We start from the raw sequence: 22,499 nt of genomic DNA, 5'->3' as shown, positions 1-22,499 counted from the left end.
ATAACCCCGCCCCGGCCGGCTCAGGCGGCCGAAACGACCGTTCTGGTGAGTTCGGTGATCCGGTTGGCCGAGTCCCGGAACGGCGTACCGGCTGACTGGAGGGTCAACACCACGACGATCTTTTCGTCCGCACCGCCGACCGTGCCGCTGGTGTGCATCAGCGGGCTGGTCAGGTCGACGTCCGAAGTGGACGGTCCGGCTGGGACGGGCGCGCCGCGTGCGGCGCTGCACTCCTCACCGGGTGGTGGCGCGTCACCCCAGGCGGACCAGCCCTGCTTGACCGCCCAGGGCTCGGAGACCGCGCTGGGGATGCCCCACGACTGGTCCCAGGCGTCGGAACACTTGGTGGCGGCACGCAAGTTCCCCATGATGAACTCGCGGTGCCCGGCATCGGCACCGTCCAGAATGTACTGGTACACCTTGACCACGTCCGCCGCGCTGGTCGCGGTGAAGCCCCACATGCCGGGGTCGGCCGGGGGAGCGGTGTCGGTGAGCCCGAGCTTGGCGACCACGCGGTCGACGACCGCGCCGTTCCCGCCGCGCACCCACAGTTCGCTCGCCGGGTCGTTCGCGCTGCTGCGCAGCATGGGTTCCAGCAGTGCCGCGTCCGCGGGCGGGACCTCCTTGCCCGCACCGAGGGTTTCCAGGTAGTCCAGGGCGATCAGCAGCTTGACCACCGAAGCCGAGCGGAAGCCCGCGTGCTCGTCCTGCGCGACGGTGTGGCCGGAAGCCCGGTCGAGCACGAGGTAGCTCGCCGTCATGCCCGGCGGCAGGTCGACGGCCGCGGAGGCGGGCGGGGCGAAGAGAGCCGCGGCCACGGTGGCCCCGGCCAGCGCCGGAGCCAGTCTGCGAAAACTGATCACGATATGCACCCCAGTTCTGGTCAGTTGGTAACGCGGGACCGTACTCCGGGGTTTTCGCGGCTCGCAGCCCTCTTCAGCCCAGGCTGAATCAGCCGCCGATCGGGGCACCCCGCGGTGGGATCTGCTCGGCGGCCGCCGGATCGACGCCGGCCAGTGAACCGTCCGCGGCGCTCCTGGCGATCGCCAGCATGGCCGTCTGCGCCGAGCGGATCTGCGCCTGCTCGTGTTCGGGGCCCATCGCGCTCAGCTCGATCAGCACGCTGCCGGCGCCGAGCAGGCCGTAGCCGTTGCGCGCGATGCCCTGGTAGTCGCCGCCCGGGTACTGCGACACGTTGCCGCCGGCGGCGTCCATCGCGCGCTGCGCCACGACGGTGATCTGCTTGGCGAAGTCGACGTCGGCGGGCTTCACGTCCGGGTGGGTCGGCCACATCGCGGACGCGGTGATCTCGCGGCCGTCGTCACCGCGGTAGCGGCCCTGCATGTGGTAGTCGACCACGATCGACGGCCGGAAGGCCGCGAAGTGCCGCTGGACCAGGCCCGCCTCGGTGGCCGGGTTGTCCGCCGGGGCCACCGCGGGGTCGTGGTAGCGGTTGATGTCGTAGCCCTTGCCCTTTTCGCCGTACTCGGGATCGGCGCCGGGGTCGTAGTTGAAGCGCCAGTCGCGTTCGTGCCCGTCCGGGTTCGCGCGGACCACGACGTCCACGGTGACCCGGTCGCGCAGCCGGCGCTTCCAGCCTTCGCCGCCGGTGCCGACCTGCCGCAGGAACTCCAGCGCGGCCGGGGTGCCGAGCGGCTCGTCGCCGTGCTGCTGGGTGACGTAGAGGATGCGCAGCGGGCCGGTGCCGACCCTGGCGTGCCAGACCGGGCGGCCTTCGTTGGACTTCCCGATCTTGCCGACCCGCACCCGGCCGTGGCTCAGCCAGGGCAGTTTCTGCAGTTCCCAGGCGAGCTCCGCGGTGCTGGGCCGGGGATTCGGGGGCTTTTGCCCGGTGGCCTGCGCGGCCGGGGCGGCGAGCGTGGTGGTGAGCACGAGAGCGGCGAGAACGCCGATGATGCGCTTCATGGCGGTCGAGTCTGCCAGCGCGTGCGCCGGTGCGACAGGGCCGTGATCGCGATGCGTGCCGAATCGGCAACTGCCGGTTGTGGACTATGCCAGTCGTGGGGTAAGGTGGCCTAGTCCACTAATCAAGGGGGTAGGGGTAGAGCAGCTTCCACACTTCGGCGGGGAAGACGGACTCGTCGAAGCGGAGCGCGTGGCCTTCGGCGTCGAAGAGGATCAGGTGCTGTTCCAGCACGGCTGACGGGCTCGGCAGGTGCAGTCGTTTCCGTTCCCCGGCCGTGGCGAGCCGCGCGGACACCTGGTCGCGACCGTAGGAGGGTTTGCGCCCGGTCTGCGCCGTCACGTACTCGTCGATGGACGCCGGTGGCTTCGCCGGGTCGAGCAGTTGTGGTGCCCGCTGGGCCAGTTCCTTGGCGTACCACGAGGTGCGCAACTCCGACGGGGCGCCGTTCTCGTCGCTGACCAGCACCTGCCGCCGGACGGCGGGAATGTCGGCGTGCTGGCCGAACGCGTCCGCGACGTGCGATGGCACCGTGGTTTCCTCGGCGAGCAGCAGCTCGAGCGCGCCGCCGCCGCTGTTGTCGATCGTGCGCGCCTGGGCGAACCGCCTGCCGTGGCCGCCGGGCAGGTCGGCGCGGACGTAGGTGCCCGAGCCGTGCCGGCTTTCCACGTATCCCTGGTGCCGCAACAAGCGCAGCGCGTCCGCCGCCGTCGGCCTGGCCACGTTCCAGTCCTTTTCGAGCCGGCGCTCGGACGGCACGCTGTCCCCAGGTTTCAGCTCGCCGGTGATGATCTGCCGGCGAATGCTGTTGGCGATCTGGTGGTACTTCGGAGTTCCGTCGGTGTCCGGCATGCACGTCCCGGTTCAGCATGGTGCGGCGCGGCGGTCGCGCACACGTCAGTGGCACAGTCGACCGGACTTTAGCAGCGAATTCTCCACATGCGGTGCCTCCGCGCCGGGAGTTCACGCGTTTTCTGACGGTTGTACTACTCCTAATGGATGATGAACGGCGGAAACACTCGTACTGGGCGTGAGCTCGGTGAGCCGCGCAGCTCCCGCGGGCACGGCTTCTGCCGGGAGTCGAACGGCCGCGCCGCGGTGTTACGGCAGCGGGTAGGTGCCCGGGAAGTTGATCGTGCACACCAGGGCGTCGCGGCGGGGGGTGCCGCTGGCCGGGGGGATTATCGGGGTGGTGCCGTGGCGGAAGCGGCTGTCCTCGAACACGAGCAGGTCGCCGGGGTACAGCGTTTCCTGGTGCACCACGGCATCCGAACCGGCGTCGTACAGGATGGTTTCCGCGCCGCTGCCGCGTTTGTCCAGCACGTAGACGAAGATGAACTCCTCCTCGTCCTGGTGCGGCCGGGTCACCACGTTGGTGTGCGTGCGGAACAGGTTGACGCCGAACGTGCCGCGCGCCTGGCGCCGGTGCTTCGGCACCAGTGACACCGCGGTGTGGATCCAGCGGGTGAAGTCCGGGCTTTCCAGCAGCGGCACCTGTTCGAATTCGCGGCGCTGTGAACTCCAGTCACCGCGGCCGTCGATGGCCACGCAGTCGTGTTCGCGCAGTTCGAGCACATCGCCGTGCCAGTCGTACCGGACCACGTCGCGGGCCCGTTCCCGATCGGCCGGGATGTCACCGGGGTAGTTCCGCAGCACCCCTTCGTGGAAGTAGTCGCGGTGGATGTTCTCGCGAACGGAAGCGGGCAGGCCGAGGTCGTGGTCGTCGATGATCACGAAACCCTCGCTGCCGAGGGTTTTCCGGGCCAGCTCGTGGGATTCGCGGTCGAGCGCCGGTAGCGGTCCGAGCGTCATGAGGTTTCCAGTGAATGGTCGGGGTGGGTGCTAGGAAAACGATTCTTCCTGCACCGAACGGATCAGCGCGCGCGTTTCTTCGGGCGGCAGGGCGTGGTCGTAGAGGTTCTCGTAGTACCGGCGGTACTGGGCCACCCGGTCCGGGGTTTCGATGTAGCGGAAACCCGCGTGGGTTTCGACGTTGACCACGTCGCGGTCGAGTGCGTCGCTGTATTCGAAGTAGGCGTACATGCAGGTGCTGCTGAACAGCGGCGGGGCGGAGAACGGCAGGATCCGGAATTCGATGTTCGGCGCGGTGGAGCGTTCGACGAGGTGGTCGAGCTGCGCGTGCATGATCTCCTTGGACCCGACCAGCTGCCGGATGCTCGCCTCGTGCGTGATCGCGATCAGCTTCAGCGGCGGCAGGCCGTCGCGTTCGACCAGGGCGGCCTGCCGGAGCAGGCGCACCTTGAGCAGCTGCTCGACGTCGTGGTCGGACCACCACGGTTCCGCGCTGCGGTAGACGGCCCGGATGTACTCGGGCGTCTGCAGGAGCACCGGCAGCACGGGAATGGTGTAGACCCGGGCCACCGTGGCTTCGGTCTCGTAGGCGATGTGCGCGTCGAGACCGCTCGGCAGGGTTTGCGAGTAGTCGGCCCACCAGCCCTGCCGCCCGGCGTTGCGCGCCCAGCGCATCAGCTTGTCGGCCAGTTCGGTGCCCTCGATGCCGTAGAGCCGGATCAGGTCCCGCACGTCCCGCGACTGCGGACTGCCCTGGGCGTTCTCCAGCCGCGACAGCTTGGAGGTGGAGATCAGCAGCTCCGAGGCGACGTCCTCCAGCGTGCGCCCGGCTTCCTCGCGCAGCCGGCGCAGGTGCTCGGCGATGCGCCGCCGCGGGATGACCGGGCCTTGGATGGTTGCCATGGGACCTCGTCTGTGCCGGTGACCGTCTCGCAGAGGGATGTGCCTCGTGGGAATCCCACCGCGGGAGCGTACACCAAGGCGATCGGAGCCCGCTTAAGCAGCGCTAGGCCCTTCCGGTCCCTGAGATTGGGCTGTCCGAGTGAACAGGTGCCCGTGGGTTCCGTTCAGTGGGTATTTCGTTACGGGATAGACGTTTTGGGAATTGCACAGCGGGCGTGCAGTGCGGGATGCTTGAGTCCTCGATCCCACCACTCCGGCGCTTCCGCACCCGAACGCGGGGGCACCAACGAGCCCCATCGGGGCGGAGAGGACCGATCATGTTAGTCGCACTCCGATTGGGGTCCCTGGTTCGCGCCGCGGCGGTCGTCGCGCTGCTCGTCGGTTTCCTCGTGTTGTTGCTGGTCTGGCCGCGGGCCGCGGAACCGGCCGCCGGTGGCCCGGCGCCCGGCGAGCCGGTCGGCGAGCAGGCGCTCGGCGAACTGCCGAGCATCGACTTCTCCCTCAGCGGCACCGGTGCCACCGGGTTGAACGTGCGCGACTGCCCCGAGGCGGCCTGCGCGAAGGTCGGCCTGGTGCGCCCCGGCGGCCACTTCACCGCGCACTGCTGGCTCACCGGTTCCGCCGTCGACGGCGACGACCTCTGGTTGCGCGGGACCTTCGACGGCCGGACGGGTTTCGCCTCGGCGCGCTTCCTCGACGGTCCGGGATTCACCGCCACCACCGACCTGCTGCCGGGCTGCGTCACCGCGGTGGAGCTGTCGGGAACCCTGGCGGCGGGCTGAGACCGACGGGCTCGTGGCCGCTCGCGAGCCCGTCACCAGCGGTGATGTCACCGAGGGTCAGCAAACACGGAGGGTCAACCCGATAGGGTGGAGCTGTCTGGTTGATCATGCGTTGCAACTTCCGGCCTAGTATCTTGGGCCGACTTTGTGAGAAATGCCCCCACCAGACCCCGCTTTCCGGTAAAAAGACGTCCCGCGTGCGTCTTCTACGGTCGAAGGGTCCCCGCGTTGAAACACGAAGTAACAGTGGCTCAGCTGTTGGAGCGCGAGGGCTGGGACACCAGACGCCGGCCCAAATCGCGCTCGCGGCTGCAGTTGTTCTCCGTGATGGCCGCCGTGGTGATCGGCTGCGGCATCGCCGCGCTGCTGGTCCGCGTGGTCCACGCGCCCGCCCCGGAGCACCGCGCCGAGACCATCGTCGAGGACGTCGGCATCGTCCACCCGCCGGCGCGCACGCCGAGCGGGGTGGCCGGTCCGGAGGCCACGGTCGCCCCCGACGAGCCGAGGCTGGTACCGGGTGGTGGCGCCTGGTACGAGGAGGAAACCACCGCGGAGGACGAGCCGGAGACCACCGAGCCGACCACGACCACCAAGAAGAGCACCACCACGACCACCACGAACCGGCCCTCGGATCCCGGTGGCGACGCGGACCCGACGACCACCACCACCTCGAAGAAGCCGACGACCACCACCACCAGCCGGTGCGTGCTCTGGCCGCTGATCTGCTGAGCCCGCCGGTCAGCCGATCAGCGCGCTCAGGTTGCTGATCGAGCGGCGCAGTTCCCCGCGCACCGCCCGGCCGATGGCCAGGCCGACCGGGCCGAACACCGGTTTCCCGCGCACGTCCGCGTCGATGCTGACCTCCGAACCCGAGGTCACCGGCCGGATGCCGAGCGCCAGCGCGATGCGCACGCCGCCGACCCCGTCGCCGGAGATCGACATCGCGCTCGGTTCGTCGTAGCTGTCCACGCGCCAGGTGATCCGGTTGCGGAAGCCCTTCACCGACACCACCGAGGTGAACGTGGTGCCGCAGGTGATCTCCGGCGGGATCGGGCTGCGCCAGCCTTCGTGCAGCACCAGCCATTCGTCGAACCTGGTCAGGTCGGCCGCCACCGACCAGGTCTGTTCCGGCGTCGAAGCGATTCGAGCCGACACGCTCACCTTGGCCACCGGCGCAGGTTACCCGCCGGGACGAACTACTGTGTGCGCCTGTCGACCGATGGAGGACAGTTGTGATGCGAACCCGTTCACTCGGCACCACCGGCCCCGAGGTCCCCGTGCTCGGGCTGGGCTGCATGGGCATGTCGGACCTGTACGGCCCGGCCGTCGCCGACGACGGGATCGCCACCATCCACGCGGCGCTGGACGCGGGCCTCACACTGCTCGACACCGGCGACTTCTACGGCGCCGGCCACAACGAACTGCTCATCGAGCGGGCCCTGCGCGGACGCCGGGAGCAGGCCGTGATCAGCGTGAAGTTCGGTGCGCTGCGGGGTCCCTCCGGCGACTGGCTCGGCTTCGACGGCCGTCCGGAAGCGGTGAAGAACGCGCTCGCGTACTCGCTGGGCAGGCTCGGCGTCGACCACATCGACATCTACCGCCCGGCGCGGCTCGACCCGGCGGTGCCGATCGAGGAGACCGTCGGCGCGATCGCGGAGATGATCGAAGCCGGGTACGTCAAGCACATCGGCCTGTCCGAGGTGGGGGCCGAGACCATCCGGCGGGCCGCCGCCGTGCACCCGATCGCCGACCTGCAGATCGAGTACTCGCTGCTCTCCCGCGACATCGAACGCGAAATCCTGCCGGCCTGCGTGGAACTGGGCATCGGGCTCACCGCGTACGGCGTGCTGTCGCGCGGGCTGCTCTCCGGGCACTGGAAGCCGGAACGCGAACTCGCCGCCGACGACTTCCGCGCCATCAGCCCGCGTTTCCAGGGCGAGAACCTGCGGCGCAACCTCGAACTCGCCGACGCGCTGCGCCGGGTCGCCGAAGCCAAGGGCACCAATCCGGCCGCGGTGGCCATCGCCTGGGTGCTCACCCGCGGCGAGCACGTCGTGCCGCTGGTCGGTGCGCGCAAACCCGAGCGGCTGGCCGAAGCGCTGGCCGCGGTGGACCTCGAACTGTCCGAAGCGGACCTCACCGAGATCGAGGCCGCGGTGCCCGCCGGTGCCGCCGCCGGGCCGCGCTACCCGGAGCCGCTCATGGAGCACCTGGACTCAGAGCACTGAGCTGGCGGTCGTGCGGGCGCCGGAGCAGCAGCTGCGCCGCGACGGCCCCGCACAGGCAGAGGAACATGTCCCACTGGGTGTCCCAGACGTCGCCCTGGGTGGCGAGGAAGTCCTCGGCGCCGGCGCCGAGGACCACCGCCGAGCCCCATTCGACGAACTCGAAGCAGGCGGCGAAGGCGAGGCAAACGCTTGCGGTGAGCAGGAAGGTCCAGCCGCCGCGGCGCAACGGGGTCAGCCGCAGCAGCAGTTCGCGCACCAGGATCGCCGGGACGAAGCCCTGGACCACGTGCGCGAACCGGTCGTAGTGGTTGCGTGAAGTACCCCAGTTGTCCCGGACCCAGTTGCCGAGCGGGGTTTCGGCGTAGGTGTAGTGGCCGCCGTAGCAGAGCACCAGCGCGTGGAAGACCATCAGCCACAGCAGCAGGCGCGTGAGCGGGAAGCGCTTGCGGAAGACCAGCACCAGCGGCAGGCCGATGAGGATCCAGACCACCTCGAGCAGCCAGGTGAGCGCGCTCTTCGCGCCGATGCCCGACCAGACCAGCGCGGCCGCCAGCACGACCAGCAGGAAAACGCCCTCGCCACGCCTGGTCATTGGGTGGCCAGCACCATGAACAACCGGGTGTTGATCCGTTCCATCACCTCGTGCGGCACCGTGCCGAGGTGCTCGCCGAGCAGCGACTTCGGCAGGTGGTCGAGGCGGGTGTAGGCCACGCGCGAGCCGTCGGCCAGCGCGACGTCCATCGGTTCCGGCACGGCGGTGACCTCCATGGTGATCACGTACGGCACGTCCGGCAGGTCGTTGAACATGTTGCCCGAGTAGACCAGCACCCGGCGGCCCGAGTCACCGGCGACCCGGCGGATCTCGCCCCTACGCGGCGGAGGAGTCACGGCCGCCCTTCACCGCGTGCCGGTGGCGGTACTCGGCGGCCTGCCGCTCGGCGGCCTCCGGCCGGTTCGCCCACCACTCGTTGGTCTCCTGGCACAGTTGGCGGAAGTTCTCCCGCTCCAGCGCGGCGATGATCCACGAGTGCACCGAGACGCCCGCCGCGTCCGCCCGCGCCTTGATCTGCGCGTGCGTGTCGTCGGAGAGGTTGAGGCCGAGGCGCTTGGACATCGCGTCATGCTACGACGCCGCGCAACGGCGCCGGTGCAGGGTGCACCCGCCGGGCGTGGCGGGGAAAACCGGTGGACGGCCGGTCGATGATGGGTGCCGTGAGCTGGACCGTGGAACCCGTCAAGGCCATCGAGCCCGAAGCCGTGGAAGTGCTGTTCCGCTACTTCCACGAGCTGTCCACCCGGTACTTCGACCGGCCGGTGCCGCCGGAGGAGGTGGAGCGGTACATGCGGGAGGAGCCCAGCGACGACCTGGTCCCGCCGCACGGTGTGTTCCTGCTGGGACGGCTCGACGGGAAGCCGGCCGGGTGCGTCGGCGTCCGGCTGCTCTCGCCGGAGGTCGCCGAGTTGACGCGCATGTTCGTCGACCTCCCGGCCCGGGGTTCGGGTGGGGCTGGCCTGCTGCTGCGGGCCGCCGAGGAGGCCGCGCGGGGGTTCGGCGCGCGGTCGATGCGGTTGAACACCAGGGACGACCTGGTCGAAGCGCGGGCGTTCTACGCCAGGAACGGCTACCGCCCGATCCCGCCGTACGGCGACGACCCCTACGCGGAGCACTGGTTCGGCAAGGCGTTGTAGCCCTGGCGCGAGCGGTTCCGGTTGAATGGTGGGACTGCTGTTACCGCTGGGGGAGATGTTGCGACGATGATGGGGCGGACCCACGCGCTGACCGGCTGGTGCGCGGGGCTCGCGCTGGCGCCGGTGGTCGGGGCCGGCACGGTGCACCAGGCGGTGGCGTTCGCCGCCACCACGGCCGGGTTCGCGCTGCTGCCGGACCTCGACCACCCCGGCGCCCGTGCGTCGAAGCTGCTCGGGCCGATCACCGGGGTGCTGTCGTGGTTGCTGCGCAAGGCGTCGGCCGGGTTGTACCAGGTGACCAAGGGCCCGAAGGACGAGCGGCGCACCGGCACGCACCGGCACCTGTCGCACACCGTGTTGTTCGCCGCCGCGCTCGGCCTGCTCACCGCGTGGGGCACCGAAGCGGGCGGGCACTGGGCGGTGGCCGGTGTGGTCGTCTTCGGCTTGCTGCTGGCCGAGGACGCGCTGGGCGACTGGGTGCTGCCGGTGGCCGGGGTGGCCATCGTCTGGTGGATCTTCAGCGCGGGCCCGGCCGCGTTCGGCGAGCTGAACCAGATCGCCGGCCAGCTGGGCATCGCCGTCGCGGCGGGCTGCTTCACCCACTGCCTCGGCGATTCACTGACCGAATCCGGCTGCCCCTTCCTGTTCCCCCTGCTGATCAAGGGCGAGACCTGGTACGAGATCCGGCCGCCGCGCAAGCTGCGGTTCCGCACCGGGAAGACGGTGGAGAACCGGCTGGTGTTCCCGGTGTTCCTGGTGCTGGCCGTGGTGCTGGTGCCGGGCGTCTGGGACTTCCTGGCCGAGAACTTCACCCGCCTGACCGGCCCGGCGGAGGCGCGAGCGGGGAACTGAGCGGGTCCGACTCCCGTCCACTGTGGAACACAACGTTCGCGCAGGCGGCGCTGCCGTTCCCGGTCGATGGCGGTGACGGCTTCGAGGCGGGCCACGCAGGTGCCGGGTCGAAGGTGGCCACCAGCACCGCGACCTCACGACCGGCGAGGGGCGTCCATGACGAACATCATCGGCCGCCGTGGACATCGGTATCTGCCTGCGTCCGGGTGGGAACTGGAAAGCTGGCCGGAGTGACCCTCGCCATGGCCCCGGTGGAGTTGGGCGCCCTATATTGGCGGCCAGTCGGGGGATCACGGGTGATGGAGCTGAACGACCAGCAGCGATCGAGCCGGCTGATCCGGCTGGCGACGGTGGGCGTCGTGCTCTTCGGCGGGGTGGCCCCGGTGCTGACCATCTACCGCGTCGCCACCGTGCCGATCGACACCGTGCGCGTGCTGCCCGCGCTCATCTTCACCATCTGCTACCTGCCGCCGCACATCCGCAACGTGCTCTACGCCGCCCGCGGGGAGCGGCCGCCGCGGTCGCTGTGGGCGCTCGGCGTGATGGCGGCGCTGATCCTGAGCGCGGTCCCGGTGGCCGGCATCGACTGGCTCGGTGCGCTGTGGGCGCTGGCCGCCTCGGTCCTGCTGGTCATCCCGCCGCCGTGGTCCTTCTTCACCTTCGCCGGGGTGGCCGCCGCGCTGGTCCCGTTCGCGTCGGTGTCCGGGCACCTGGAGTGGGCGGTCTCGCTGGTGCTCGACGCCTTGTTCTTCGCCCTGTCGCTGGCCCTGCTGACCTGGGTGGTGGCCATCGCGCGGCAGTTGCACGAGGCCCGGCTCGACCTGGCGGGCCAGGCGGCGGTGCGGGAGCGGATCCGGATCGACCGGGACGTCCGCCGCACGGTCGGCGTCGAACTGGAGGGCATCATCGCACAGGGCGAGCGGGCCGCCGCACTGGCCGATGACCCCGATGACCCCGAGGCCGCCGACGCCGAGCTGCGCGCGCTGACCCTGCGGTCGCGGGCCACGCTCACCGCGGTCCGCAGCCGGATCGCCCGCGGCCTGACCGCCGGGGACGGCGATCGGTGAACCCGTTCTGGACCGCCCGGCGCACCCGGTTGTTCCTGGTCGTGGTGAACCTGCCGATCGCCGTGGCCCCACCGGTGTTCACCATCGTCGGCACCCCGCACACGCCGCCGACGCCGTACCCGGTGGTGGTCCCGATCGCGCTGGGGCTGCTGCTCGCCGCGTTGCAGCTGCGCCACAGCACGGCCGCGGCCCGCGGGGAACGCCCGGCGGGCTGGCCGTGGACGCTGGGGGCGATGGCCGTGCTGGCGTACCCGCCGCTGCTCTGGTTCGGCCGTCCGTGGCTGGACGCGCAGGTGCTGCTCGCCGCGTCGGCGCTGATGGTGGTGCCGCGGCGGTGCGCGCTGCCGGTGGCCGCGGTGCCGCTGGTGGTCACCGCCACCTCGTCGGCCCTGCAGGCGGGACCGGAGGACAACGTGTTCCAGGTGGCCTACGCGGCGCTGTCCGGGGTGCTGCTGTCGATCATCGCGGTGGCGCTGTACGGGGCCGCGCGGCTGGTGCGCCTGCTCGACGAACTGCAGGTGGCGCGCATGGAACTGGGTGAGCTGGCGGCTGAGCGGGAGCGCCTGCGGCTCTCGCGCGACCTGCACGACCTGCTGGGGCAGAGCCTGTTCGCGGTGTCGCTCAAGGGGGATCTGGCGATCCGGCTGCTGCGGCAGGAGCCGGGCAAGGCGAAGGCGGAGATCGAGAGCCTGGTGGGGGTTGCCAGGGAGGCGCTGCGCGGGGTGCGCGCGGTGACGCGGGACGAGCACGTCGCGTCGCTGCCGAAGGAGACCGAGGGTGCGGCGGCGTTGCTGGAGGCGGCGGGCATCGGCGCGCGGATAGACCTGGACCTGCCCCCGCCGCACGAACTGCCCGACCGGGTGCACGCCACGCTGGCGTGGGCGCTGCGCGAGGGGGTCACGAACGTCCTGCGGCACAGCCGGGCCCGCGACTGCGAGATCATCGGGTGGGTGCGGGACGGCCGGTGCGTGCTGGAGATCGTCAACGACGGGGCGGGCGGGCAGATCGGGGAGGGCAGCGGGCTGGCCGGGTTGTCCGACCGGGTGCGGGCGCTGTCCGGCACGGCGGTGGCCGAGCACACCGGCGACGGCCGGTTCCGGTTGTTGGTGGAGATTCCGCAGGAGGCATCGTGATCCGGGTCCTGATCGCCGAGGACATGCACATGATCCGCGGCGCGCTGACCGCGCTGCTGGCCATGGAGGACGGCGTGGAGGTGGTGGCCGAGCTGGACCGCGGGGACGAGATCGTGCCCGCCGCGCTGCGCACCCGCCCGGACGTGGCGGTGCTGGACATCGGCCTGCCCGGCCTCGACGGGCTCAGCGCCGCGGAGGCGCTGCACGAGCAGCTGCCGGACTGCCGGACGCTGGTGCTGACCGGGATGAACCAGCCGGGCCACCTGCTGCGGGCGCTTTCCGCGCACGTGCGGGGTTTCATCGTGAAGAACGCCCCCGCCGAAACCCTCGCCGACGGCGTCCGGCGGGTGGCGGCCGGTGAGCGGGTGATCGACCCGGAGCTGCTGGCGATGGCGCTGGAAACCGGCGCGAGCCCGCTCACCCCGCGGGAGACCGACGTGCTGCGGGCCGCGGACAGCGGGATCGCCACCAGCGAAATAGCCCGGCGGCTGGCGCTCTCGCCGGCGACCGTGCGGAACTACCTGTCCAACGCCATCGGGAAGGTCGGCGCGCGCAACCGGATCGACGCCATCCGCATCGCCAGGGACGCCGGCTGGCTCTGAGGAATCCGGAGTTCCTCGACAACTGAACCAGTAGCAGCGACGACGGCCTGCCGCGGCTTGACGGGTGCTGGAACGACGTTTCGCCCTGCCGACAGCGGCTGTCGTTCCTGCGACCGTGGGAACGCTCGGGTTCGAGCCGCTCCGGGATGGCGGTCACGGAAGAATGTGGCCGTGGACCCGCTGGAGACGACACCGCAGACACGAAGGCGGATGAGCCGCCAGAAGTCGCGGAACACGCAGGTGGAGTTGGCCCTCCGGAAGGCGCTGCACGCCCACGGTCTGCGATACCGAGTGCACCGCCGCCCGGTGAAGGGCGTGCGCCGGGAGGCGGACATCGTCTTCGTCGGGGCAAAGGTCGCCGTATTCGTCGATGGCTGCTTCTGGCACGGCTGCCCCGAGCACGCCACATGGCCCAAGAACAACGCGGAGTTCTGGCGCACGAAGATCGAAACCAACCGCCGCCGCGACGCCGACACGGACGCCCGACTGGCCGATGTCGGCTGGCTTGCGGTACGCGTCTGGGAACACGAGGACGTCGAGGTCGCTGCCACGCGCGTGCGGGAGGCAGTGAGGAGTAGACGCGCAGTGAAGTAACACTACCTAACGTCACCACGATACGGTCATTAGTCCATTCGGGCATGGCAACCGAAATTTGATTCAATTGCGCCAGTCAAATCTCAACTGATAGTGTGACCTGGCCTACTCGATGGACGCGAGAACACTGGGGCGTGGAAGGTGGTGGCGGGATGACCTCGCAGCAGGGTCAGGACTTCGGGCCGTGGCTGGCGCGCCAACTTCGGCAGTCGGGCATGACCCAGGCCGAACTCGCCGATCGGATCAAGATCACTCGAGCCGCGGTGTCCGCCTGGGTCAACGGTCGTGCCGAGCCGCGGCCGGAAACCCTGCGCAAGATCGCCGCGGTCCTCGGCATCGACTCGGCTTCGGTGTACAACCGCAAGGACGTGGCACCGGAAAAGCCGCTCTTGTGGCACCACCGCCCCGCCCACACCGACGGAGGACGTGAATACGGGAACGCCGCGGCCTTCGCGTTCGACGCGGACCTCGGAGCGCTCGTGCGGGAGGCCACGCAGAACTCGCTCGACGAGCAGTACGACCGCAACAAGCCGGTCCGGGTCCGCTACACCCTGCACGAACTGAGTGGGGAACACCTCGACGCGTTCCTCAAAGCAGCTCACTGGGATGAACTCCGTGAGCACTACGAGGAGGCGGCGTCCACCGGGCAGAAGGTGGCCCGGAGCTTGCGGGCGGCCCTCGACGACCTCGACGAGAACAGGTCGCTGATCCTGCTCAAGGTCGACGACTACAACGCTGCCGGCCTCACCGGCGACGAGTACGGCGATGGCCGGTTCGCCGCAGTGGCCCGCAGGCAACTCGACAGCCACAAGGAGTCCGGCAAGCGGGCGGGTGGATCCTACGGGATCGGCAAGGTCGTGCTGTGGGCGACGAGCCGGTTCAGCCTCGTCCTGATGAACTCGACGCTCTCCGAGCCGCACGAGGGTCGCACCGAGCGACGTGTCCTCGGTCGACTCGATCTGCCGTGGCGCAAGCTCGGCGAGCGGGCCTACGCCGGTCCCGCCTGGTTCGGGCAGGCCGAGACGGAGCCCGATCGCAAGGGTGTCGCCCGCTCTTGGTGGGCGGACGAGCGGACTGTTCGCGATCTTCACCTGGAACGGCTCACCGACGAGCCCGGTACCTCGTTCCTCATCGTCGGGGCCCACGACGCTTCGGGGGACGCCGCTTCTCTCCAGGCCATGCAGGACAAGCTGGTGACGGCGTTGGCCGACGGGTTCTGGGCGGCCATGATCGGCGGCCGAGACGGCGGCCCACTGCTGGAAGCCAGCGTCGCCACAATGCGGAACGGACGTGAATTCATCAAAGAAGTTCGGGTGAACCCGCATCTCACCCATGCTGCGTTGAGTCGCGCGTTCCAGGCCTACCTGGACGGGGAGACGGTGGACGAACTGACCGCGGACACCCAGGTGGCGCGCGCCGACGTACGGCTCGTCGTCCCGCCGCGACGGGATGCGACGGGTGCGCAGAAAAAGCCGTGCGAACACAACGCGGTCCTGTTGGTCACACCCGCCGAAGAGGACGGTGAGAAACCCAACGAGGTGGTGTACATGAGGGGCACCAGGATGTCCGTCATGAAGCGCCGCCCACGGGAACTCCCACTGGGGGCGACCCCGTTCCGAGCAGTGTTGCTCGCCGGTTACGCGACGGGGGGCAAGGGCGAAGACGTCGAGCTTGCCGAGCAGTTCCTTCGCGCCTCGGAACCACCAGAACACAATGACTGGAAACACACGGAGGAATTGACTTCCGTCTATGCGCGCGGTGCGCGCACTCGCCTTGCGGAGTTCCGCGGGGAGATCGAGAAGGCTGTGCGCCTGCTCGTCGGCCGTCGTGCCCCGCGCAGTGGCGGTGGGCCTGCCGTGTTGCGCGAACTGCTGAGGCTCGACGGGGTGGGAGCCGGGGGACCGCGCAGGCAACAGGGAGTTCCTACGGTGCGCAACATCAGCGGTCACGTGGACGACACGGGAGCCTGGAACGTCCGCGTCGACCTGAAGCTCCCGGACGCCGAGGACCCCTGGCTCCTCAGGCCGGTGGCGAAGTTCGACGTGCGTTCCGGTGGTCGTCCCGTGGTCGAATGGAAGGAACTGCTCGCCGCCGAGAACTGCCGCATCGAAGGGCGCCACCTGGTCATCGATCCAGGCGTGCGTTCGGCAGGCTTCTCCGGGATCACCGACGCGTCGACCCATCCGGTGCAGGGCAGCTTCTCCCGGTTGGTGGTCGACGTGCAGAAGGCACGTGGGGGTGCGGAATGAAGTCGGCGTTTCCCTATCGAACGCTTTTCGACCCCGTCGTCCTGGAGGTCGTCTCCGTGTCGGTGGATGGCAAGGATCTCCCCTACACGCAGATCTCCAAGGCCGACAGCGCGGTCGCCCTGCACCGGGACGGACGCGCCGAATGGGACCTGGCCAACCTGCGGCTCAAGGCCGTGCTCCCCGAGCACGAGATCGTCGAGGGACCCTGGTCCGACGTCGTCTGCCTGGCGGTTCTGACCGAGGGAGCGACCAACGCACGAAGCACCGCGCGGCTCACTCGAGGCAGCGACGGAGCTTGGCACGGATCGATCGATCTGGTGCGTGGGCGCCACTTCAGTCGAGCCTCCCTGTCAGCAGTCGTGGTCGGGGAAATCGGTGGTGTTCAAGGTCGCTTGATCGGCACCAGCGAGAAGCCCTGGTACGTCGATCTGAAGGAGGTGACGCCACGACGTCAGCGTGAGATCAAGATCGTGCAGGTCGACTTCCGCGACGGTCCCGACGAGTGGTTGCGTCCCTTCAAGGACTCGTTGTGGATCGTCGAGATGGTCGGTGACGTTCCGACCGTGTATCTGAACACCACGGCGGTGGAAGGCCTGATCGAAATCATCAACGACACCGGTGGTTCCCAGACGGAGAAGCTCCTGCGTGAAATGACGGCGAGTCAGATCGCGCAGGACACCTGGACGGCCATGTTCCACGCGGCGATCAGTGAACTCGAGGTCGAGGACGATGGCACACCGATCATGCCGACCGGTTGGCGCGAGCCCGTCCTTCGGATGATGATGCCCGACGTGTTGCCCGGCAGACAACTGACTGACGCGTTGTTCGAGGTCAACGATCGTCGGTCCAGCGGCTCGGGTTGGCCGGAACTGCAGACCAACATCCAGTACGCGGCAGGCAAGCGCAGCCAGATCACCAAGAAGCTGACCAACGCTGTGCGCTCGGCTCAGCGCGTGGAAGAGGGCGGTACGCGATGAGCCCCGTGTCCACTTCGGATTTCCCGACGGTGCTCGGTCACCTGTCCAACGCCGCTGTGACCAAGTACCTCAGCCTCGGTGTGCAGTCGGGTCAGGAAAGCGCGCCGCGAACAGCGCTCCGAAAGGCCGCCGTACCCCTGTCCGAGGAAGACCCCCGGTGGCGTGTCGAACCGGTGCGCGGACTGGTGGTCGAGGCGATGCGCCGCTTCGAGCATCGGCGTGAGTCCGCCGATGCCTGGCTTGCGCCTCGTCTGCACGCGACGCTGCGCATGACGCGCGCCGAGGCGGCGGACGGACGTTTCTGGAACTACCTTGCAATGCTGGTCGCACCGGACTACGTGTTGTGGCGGCACAAGGGCAAGGAAAAGGCAGAGGCGAACAAATTCAGTGGTCGTGCGGATCTGCAGGCGTTCTCCCGACTGTGGTGGGCGGCCGAGCTGTTCCGCGATGGTCCTGACTATCGGCCGGTGGAGATCGCTTTCGCATATCAGGACATCGCGAACAGCGTTGTGCGCTCGAGTCTCATCGGCCACCGTTCGACGGCTGCGGCGATCATCCGCATCGTCGAGCGAATGATCGATGAAGGTGTGCCCAACATCTCGGACCGCGTCAACGCACTGTACAGCGCGATCAACGCGGCGGGGAGCACGTTGATCTTCGACGTTCTGGCGCCGGAAGCCACACCGGACGATGACGCGCTTCGCGACTGGATCGCCGACTCGGCGCACGCGCCCGAGGTGCCGTGGGAGCGTTTGCCGGACGGCCCGGACGACGGGGCGGTGGATGAGAACGCCGTGGCGACGTTGGTACCCCTGTTCGAGAAGTTCCTCGCCGAGGCTCCGCTTCGGAAGCGTCCGAAGAAGCAGAAACACGAAGAGGAACGACAGCCGTCCTGACCGCAGATGTAGATGTGCTGCAGAAGTGAGGGGAAACAAGAAAATATGACAGCAATGGCGGAGGATCGTTCGGGGGGAGCGGTACCGGTGGGCAAGCGATTCAGCTCGATCGACATCTGTTCCGGCGGGGGTGGCCTGGCGCTGGGGTTGGAACAGGCGGGCTTCGACCCGGTCCTCGTCCTCGACGAACTCCCCGAGGCCTGCGAGACCCTGCGTACCAACCGACCGGGGTGGGATGTCCGGCAGATGGACCTCCATGACTTCGATCCGGCGAACGACCAGCACGTGTACGACGTGGACCTGTTGTCTGCGGGCCTCCCGCGGGTGAAAGCGACCGCAGCGGGCAATCGAGGCCGCGGTGACGCCGAAGAGTTGGATCTCCTCACTGTCACGAGCCTGCTTGCGCACGGGGTGCGCCCCCGAGCGGTGCTGGTCGAGAACCTGCCGGATCTGGTGACCAATGAACGCTATGGCCCGGCTCGGAAGGAGTTCGAAGCCGAACTCCGGCATCTCGGGTACGAGACCCGATGGTTCGTGGTCAACGCGGCCGGCTACGGAGTGCCACAGGATCGAAAGCAAGGCGTCATGATCGCGTTCCACGAGGGTGCGGACGCGTTCGAAGTACCGCCGATGCAGCCGCCTGCGCAGACGGTGGGTGCCGTGCTGCTGGAAACCATGGCCTCACGGGGCTGGCCCCAGGCCGCCGAATGGGCTGCCCAGGCCGATCGGATCGCCCCGACCATCGTGGGGGGCTCCGCGGATCACGGAGGTCCCGACCTCGGCCCCACCGGATCGAAGAGGGCCTGGGCTGCGATGGGGGTGAACGGTGTGTCCCTGGCGAACGAGCTGCCGCCTGCCGACTTCCGCTGGAACCCCGGTCTCGGGCCTGCGGGCATGGTCCGGCTCACCGTGGAGCAGGTTGCCCTCCTCCAGGGCTTCCCGAAGGACTGGCGGTTCGCGGGGCGCAAGACGAAGCGGTACCGCCAGGTGGGGAACGCGACGCCGCCGCCGGTGGCGCGAGCGTTGGGCCTCGCGATACGTCAGGCGCTGGAGAAACACTGACGCCGCCTGCGCCAAGCGCAGGGGTATCAGCGGTTAGACTCCGGCTTCATGATTCCCGACCAGCCTCCCGTACCCCAGCCCGGGCAGATCCACATGGTGGATCTCTTTGCCGGGCCGGGGGGCTTGGACGTGGCTGCGCACTGGCTGGGCCTGACCGTGGACGGGATCGAGTGGGACGGCAACGCCTGCGTCACGCGTGCCGCGGCGGGTCTTCGTACTCGGCAGGCCGATGTGCGCGAGCACAAGCCGTCGGACTTCCCCACGGCGACGGTTCTGGCCGGTGGTCCCCCGTGTCAGACGTACACGGTCGCCGGCCACGGCGCCGGACGTCGGGCGCTCGAGGACGTGCTGAAGTACGTCAAGCGAATGGCGGCAGGCGAGGACGTCAAGGAGAGCTTGGCCGAACTGGATGACGAGCGCACCGGGTTGGTCCTGGAGCCGTTGCGGTGGGCGCTCGAGGCGTACCACGGCGGACGTCCCTATGACGCCATCGTGCTCGAGCAGGTGCCTGCGGTGTTGCCGGTGTGGCTCGCGGTGAGAGAGGCGCTCGGCGGTATCGGCTACCAGGCCTCCTGCGGCATCCTCCACACGGAGATGTTCGGGGTGCCCCAGACGCGTCGTCGGGCGATCCTCATCGCCCGACGCGATCGTCAGCCGAGTCTTCCGGCGCCGACCCACCGCCGTTACCGCAAGGGCGAGCCTGCCACCGAGGGCGACCCGACCTTGCTGCCCTGGGAGTCCATGGGGAAGGCCGTGCGGCGGGACTCGCCGTATGTGGTGATCTCCAACTACGGCACCGGTGGTGACCCGAAAGCTCGAGGTAGGCGCACTTCCGACGAGCCCGCGGCCACCATCACCGGCAAGGTGTCGCGCAATCGGCTGGTGGCGCAGGACGAAACCGAACTCCCGCGGTTCAGCCTGGCCGAAGCCGGGCGTCTGCAGACCTTCCCGATCGACTACCCGTGGGCGGGCAAGGACGTCTCCCAGCAGATCGGCAACGCCATTCCGCCCAGGCTCGCGGCGCACGTTCTCGCGGCTGCACTGGGGATGAAGCTCGACGAGAAGGCACTGGACGCGGCTGTCGACGGCGAGTGGCGGATCACCAAGGACAGCAAGCCTCTCCTCGTGGCGGCACCGGGCACCGAGCCCGCTTGACCGGCGTGCTCCGACGAGGCGCCGGTTGTCCCCAGTGGTTGTCCACAGGGGGTGCTGGCTGTGGATAACTTCGGTGGAAAACCCAGGGGGGCCGGACCGGCGGGATAGGGTGGCCGGGCAGTGCGGGGGATGGGGAGAATGCTTCCGCGCGCAATCGGCACTAGGTAGAGGCGGTACAGGGTTTTGGCTACTTCCCGTGGCACGGTCAGCATCGAGGGCAAGATCGCCGAGGAGCTCGGCGTGGCGGAGCGGCAGGTCTCCGCCGCGGTGGGGCTGCTCGACGGGGGTGCCACCGTGCCGTTCATCGCGCGGTACCGCAAAGAGGCCACCGGCATGCTGGACGACACCCAGCTCCGCACCCTCGAGGACCGCCTCCGCTACCTGCGGGAACTCGAGGACCGCCGCACCGCGGTGCTCGATTCGATCCGGTCGAAGGGCAAGCTCGACGAGGCGCTCGAGGCGCAGATCCTCGCCGCCGACTCGAAGGCCCGGCTCGAGGACATCTACCTGCCGTACAAGCCCAAGCGCCGCACCAAGGCGCAGATCGCCCGCGAGGCCGGGCTCGAGCCGCTGGCCGACGGGCTGCTGGGCGACCCGAGCACCGATCCGCAGGCCGCGGCCGCGGCGTTCGTCGACGCGGACAAGGGCGTGGCCGACGCCCAGGCCGCGCTGGACGGGGCCCGCGCCATCCTGGTCGAGCGGTTCGCCGAGGACGCCGACCTGATCGGCGAGCTGCGCGAGAAGATGTGGACCGGTGGCCGCCTGAGCTCGAAGGTGCGGGCGGGCAAGGAGGAGGAAGGCGCCAAGTTCGCCGACTACTTCGACTTCTCCGAGCCGTACACCAAGCTCCCATCGCACCGGATCCTGGCCATGTTCCGCGGGGAGAAGGAAGAGGTCCTCGACCTCACCATGGAGCCGGACGACACCCCCGAGGGGGAGGTCATCACCGGGCCCGGTGAGTTCGAGAACCGGATCGCGCGGCACTTCGGCATCGCCGACCGGGGCCGCCCCGCCGACAGCTGGCTGCTGAACTGCGTGCGCTGGGCCTGGCGCACCAAGATCCTGCTGCACCTCGGCATCGACCTGCGGATGCGGTTGCGCCAGTCGGCCGAGGACGACGCCGTCGCCGTGTTCGCCGCCAACCTCCGCGACCTGCTGCTCGCCGCTCCGGCGGGCAGCCGCGCCACGATGGGACTGGACCCCGGCTTCCGCACCGGGGTGAAGGTGGCCGTGGTCGACGCGACCGGCAAGGTCGTCGCGTACGACACCATCTACCCGCACCAGCCGGCCAACCGGTGGGACGAGGCGCTGGCCAAGCTCGCGAAGCTGGCGCACGAGCACAAGGTGGAGCTGATCGCCATCGGCAACGGCACCGCCTCCCGCGAGACCGACAAGCTCGCCGACGACCTGATCAAGAAGTTCGCCGACCTCAAGCTGACCAAGGTGATGGTCTCCGAGGCGGGTGCGTCGGTGTACTCCGCGTCGGCCTTCGCCGCGCAGGAGCTGCCCTCGCTGGACGTGTCCATCCGCGGTGCGGTCTCCATCGCCCGCCGCCTGCAGGACCCGCTGGCCGAGCTGGTCAAGATCGACCCGAAGTCCATCGGGGTCGGCCAGTACCAGCACGACCTGTCCGAGGTCTCGCTGTCCCGGTCGCTGGACGCGGTGGTCGAGGACTGCGTGAACGGCGTCGGCGTGGACGTCAACACCGCCTCCGCGCCGCTGCTCACCCGGGTTTCCGGCATCGGCTCCAGTCTGGCGGAGAGCATCGTCGCGCACCGCGACCAGAACGGGCCGTTCCGCAGCCGCACCGCGTTGAAGGAGGTGCCGCGCCTCGGGCCGAAGGCGTTCGAGCAGTGCGCCGGCTTCCTCCGGATCCCCGGCGGGGACGACCCGCTCGACAGCTCCGCGGTGCACCCCGAGGCCTATCCGGTGGTCCGCCGCATCCTCTCGGCCACCGGCAAGGAGCTGCCCGCGCTGATCGGCAACTCTCCGGTGCTCAAGCAGCTCAACCCGCGTGAGTTCGTCGACGACACCTTCGGCCTGCCGACCGTCACCGACATCCTGACCGAGCTGGACAAGCCCGGCCGCGACCCGCGCCCGGCGTTCAAGACGGCCACCTTCGCCGAAGGGGTGGACAAGCTGTCCGACCTCAAGCCCGGCATGACGCTGGAGGGCGTGGTCACCAACGTGGCCGCGTTCGGTGCGTTCGTCGACGTCGGGGTGCACCAGGACGGGCTCGTGCACGTGTCGGCGATGTCGAAGAACTTCGTCAAGGACCCGCGCGAGGTGGCCAAGCCGGGTGACATCGTGCGGGTGAAGGTGCTCGACGTGGACGTGCCGCGCAAGCGCATCTCGCTCACCCTGCGCCTGGACGACGAGGTCACCCCGGGTGGCCGTGCCGAGCGCGGTTCGAACGAGCGCCGCCAGCAGCAGCCGCGTCGCCAGCAGGGCGGCGGGCAGCGGCAGGGCGGCGGGCAGCGACGCGGCAACGGCGGTGGCAGCGGCAACAGCGGTGGGGGTGGTGCGCTGGCTGACGCCCTCAAGCGCGCCGGCTACCGGTGACCGGTGGTGAGT

The 22,499-nt window shown here is 69.5% G+C and carries 24 protein-coding genes; 15 read left to right on the top strand and 9 right to left on the bottom strand.

The window, feature by feature from the left end:
* Positions 1 to 20: 20 nt before the first annotated feature.
* From AC07EG_RS31190 to AC07EG_RS31170, 5 genes are all read right to left on the bottom strand, one after another.
* Positions 21 to 863: a hypothetical protein gene (locus AC07EG_RS31190; RefSeq protein ID WP_478256807.1), complete on the bottom strand. Its 843-nt coding sequence runs from the start codon at positions 861 to 863 to the stop codon at positions 21 to 23.
* Positions 864 to 951: 88 nt separating this feature from the next.
* Positions 952 to 1,926 (bottom strand): M14 family zinc carboxypeptidase, encoded by a 975-nt coding sequence (locus AC07EG_RS31185; protein WP_478256806.1) that lies wholly within the window; start codon positions 1,924 to 1,926, stop codon positions 952 to 954.
* 118 nt (positions 1,927 to 2,044) lie between these two features.
* Positions 2,045 to 2,776 carry a GntR family transcriptional regulator gene (locus tag AC07EG_RS31180; RefSeq protein ID WP_478256805.1) on the bottom strand — a complete coding sequence of 244 codons (732 nt, stop codon included), beginning with the start codon at positions 2,774 to 2,776 and terminating at the stop codon, positions 2,045 to 2,047.
* A gap of 249 nt (positions 2,777 to 3,025) precedes the next feature.
* Positions 3,026 to 3,736 (bottom strand): 2OG-Fe dioxygenase family protein, encoded by a 711-nt coding sequence (locus AC07EG_RS31175; protein WP_478256804.1) that lies wholly within the window; start codon positions 3,734 to 3,736, stop codon positions 3,026 to 3,028.
* Positions 3,737 to 3,766: 30 nt separating this feature from the next.
* Positions 3,767 to 4,639: a helix-turn-helix domain-containing protein gene (locus AC07EG_RS31170; RefSeq protein ID WP_478256803.1), complete on the bottom strand. Its 873-nt coding sequence runs from the start codon at positions 4,637 to 4,639 to the stop codon at positions 3,767 to 3,769.
* 317 nt (positions 4,640 to 4,956) lie between these two features.
* Between AC07EG_RS31170 and AC07EG_RS31165 the strand changes: the two genes are divergently transcribed.
* Complete coding sequence (locus AC07EG_RS31165; protein WP_478256802.1) at positions 4,957 to 5,421, top strand: hypothetical protein; 465 nt, start codon at positions 4,957 to 4,959, stop codon at positions 5,419 to 5,421.
* 246 nt (positions 5,422 to 5,667) lie between these two features.
* Positions 5,668 to 6,150 carry a hypothetical protein gene (locus AC07EG_RS31160; RefSeq protein ID WP_478256801.1) on the top strand — a complete coding sequence of 161 codons (483 nt, stop codon included), beginning with the start codon at positions 5,668 to 5,670 and terminating at the stop codon, positions 6,148 to 6,150.
* Positions 6,151 to 6,159: 9 nt separating this feature from the next.
* On the opposite strand, the gene AC07EG_RS31155 is transcribed toward AC07EG_RS31160, so the two are convergent.
* Positions 6,160 to 6,591, bottom strand: coding sequence for a type II toxin-antitoxin system Rv0910 family toxin (locus AC07EG_RS31155; protein ID WP_478256800.1), 432 nt, complete (start codon positions 6,589 to 6,591; stop codon positions 6,160 to 6,162).
* Positions 6,592 to 6,656: 65 nt separating this feature from the next.
* On the opposite strand from AC07EG_RS31155, the gene AC07EG_RS31150 reads away from it, so the two are divergent.
* A complete protein-coding gene (locus AC07EG_RS31150) occupies positions 6,657 to 7,649 on the top strand; it encodes an aldo/keto reductase (RefSeq protein WP_478256799.1) in 993 nt (330 codons plus the stop codon).
* Here the strand turns inward: AC07EG_RS31150 and AC07EG_RS31145 are convergent.
* The 3 genes from AC07EG_RS31145 to AC07EG_RS31135 are packed head-to-tail and all read right to left on the bottom strand — an operon-like array spanning position 7,621 to position 8,763.
* Positions 7,621 to 8,241 (bottom strand): DUF2238 domain-containing protein, encoded by a 621-nt coding sequence (locus AC07EG_RS31145; RefSeq protein WP_478256798.1) that lies wholly within the window; start codon positions 8,239 to 8,241, stop codon positions 7,621 to 7,623. The two genes, AC07EG_RS31150 and AC07EG_RS31145, sit on opposite strands and share 29 nt — an antisense overlap.
* Entirely contained in the window at positions 8,238 to 8,537 is a 300-nt protein-coding gene (locus tag AC07EG_RS31140) for a type II toxin-antitoxin system PemK/MazF family toxin (protein WP_478256797.1), read from the bottom strand. Before AC07EG_RS31140 ends, AC07EG_RS31145 begins: the two co-directional genes overlap by 4 nt.
* Complete coding sequence (locus AC07EG_RS31135; protein WP_478256796.1) at positions 8,518 to 8,763, bottom strand: ribbon-helix-helix protein, CopG family; 246 nt, start codon at positions 8,761 to 8,763, stop codon at positions 8,518 to 8,520. The genes AC07EG_RS31140 and AC07EG_RS31135 overlap by 20 nt, the downstream gene beginning before the upstream one ends.
* Before the next feature lie 89 nt (positions 8,764 to 8,852).
* Here AC07EG_RS31135 and AC07EG_RS31130 point away from each other — a divergent pair, with 89 nt between their 5' ends.
* The 12 genes from AC07EG_RS31130 (at position 8,853) to AC07EG_RS31075 (ending at position 22,487) form a co-directional block, all read left to right on the top strand.
* Complete coding sequence (locus AC07EG_RS31130) at positions 8,853 to 9,338, top strand: GNAT family N-acetyltransferase (protein ID WP_478256857.1); 486 nt, start codon at positions 8,853 to 8,855, stop codon at positions 9,336 to 9,338.
* Positions 9,339 to 9,404: 66 nt separating this feature from the next.
* The gene (locus AC07EG_RS31125) at positions 9,405 to 10,190 is read left to right on the top strand and encodes a metal-dependent hydrolase (RefSeq protein ID WP_478256795.1); all 786 of its coding nucleotides are present in this window, start codon (positions 9,405 to 9,407) and stop codon (positions 10,188 to 10,190) included.
* Positions 10,191 to 10,489: 299 nt separating this feature from the next.
* Positions 10,490 to 11,257 (top strand): hypothetical protein, encoded by a 768-nt coding sequence (locus AC07EG_RS31120; RefSeq protein WP_478256794.1) that lies wholly within the window; start codon positions 10,490 to 10,492, stop codon positions 11,255 to 11,257.
* A complete protein-coding gene (locus tag AC07EG_RS31115; protein WP_478256793.1) occupies positions 11,254 to 12,390 on the top strand; it encodes a sensor histidine kinase in 1,137 nt (378 codons plus the stop codon). Before AC07EG_RS31120 ends, AC07EG_RS31115 begins: the two co-directional genes overlap by 4 nt.
* Positions 12,387 to 12,992 carry a response regulator transcription factor gene (locus AC07EG_RS31110; protein WP_478256792.1) on the top strand — a complete coding sequence of 202 codons (606 nt, stop codon included), beginning with the start codon at positions 12,387 to 12,389 and terminating at the stop codon, positions 12,990 to 12,992. The genes AC07EG_RS31115 and AC07EG_RS31110 overlap by 4 nt, the downstream gene beginning before the upstream one ends.
* 171 nt (positions 12,993 to 13,163) lie before the next feature.
* Positions 13,164 to 13,586, top strand: a complete 423-nt coding sequence (locus AC07EG_RS31105) for a very short patch repair endonuclease (RefSeq protein ID WP_478256791.1) — start codon at positions 13,164 to 13,166, stop codon at positions 13,584 to 13,586.
* Between the two features lie 152 nt (positions 13,587 to 13,738).
* Positions 13,739 to 15,835, top strand: coding sequence for a helix-turn-helix domain-containing protein (locus AC07EG_RS31100; protein ID WP_478256790.1), 2,097 nt, complete (start codon positions 13,739 to 13,741; stop codon positions 15,833 to 15,835).
* Positions 15,832 to 16,812 carry a hypothetical protein gene (locus AC07EG_RS31095; RefSeq protein ID WP_478256789.1) on the top strand — a complete coding sequence of 327 codons (981 nt, stop codon included), beginning with the start codon at positions 15,832 to 15,834 and terminating at the stop codon, positions 16,810 to 16,812. Before AC07EG_RS31100 ends, AC07EG_RS31095 begins: the two co-directional genes overlap by 4 nt.
* Positions 16,809 to 17,708, top strand: coding sequence for a DUF6339 family protein (locus AC07EG_RS31090; RefSeq protein ID WP_478256788.1), 900 nt, complete (start codon positions 16,809 to 16,811; stop codon positions 17,706 to 17,708). Before AC07EG_RS31095 ends, AC07EG_RS31090 begins: the two co-directional genes overlap by 4 nt.
* Before the next feature lie 87 nt (positions 17,709 to 17,795).
* On the top strand, positions 17,796 to 18,770 hold the full coding sequence (locus tag AC07EG_RS31085) for a DNA cytosine methyltransferase (protein WP_478256787.1): 975 nt from the start codon (positions 17,796 to 17,798) through the stop codon (positions 18,768 to 18,770).
* A gap of 48 nt (positions 18,771 to 18,818) precedes the next feature.
* Complete coding sequence (locus AC07EG_RS31080; protein WP_478256786.1) at positions 18,819 to 19,925, top strand: DNA cytosine methyltransferase; 1,107 nt, start codon at positions 18,819 to 18,821, stop codon at positions 19,923 to 19,925.
* A gap of 183 nt (positions 19,926 to 20,108) precedes the next feature.
* Positions 20,109 to 22,487 carry a Tex family protein gene (locus AC07EG_RS31075; RefSeq protein ID WP_478256785.1) on the top strand — a complete coding sequence of 793 codons (2,379 nt, stop codon included), beginning with the start codon at positions 20,109 to 20,111 and terminating at the stop codon, positions 22,485 to 22,487.
* Positions 22,488 to 22,499: the final 12 nt, after the last annotated feature.

The organism is Amycolatopsis sp. NPDC045836 (assembly GCF_056431745.1).
The sequence above is the reverse complement of the archived record's forward strand: the minus strand, read 5'-3'. Positions and strand labels throughout refer to the sequence as shown.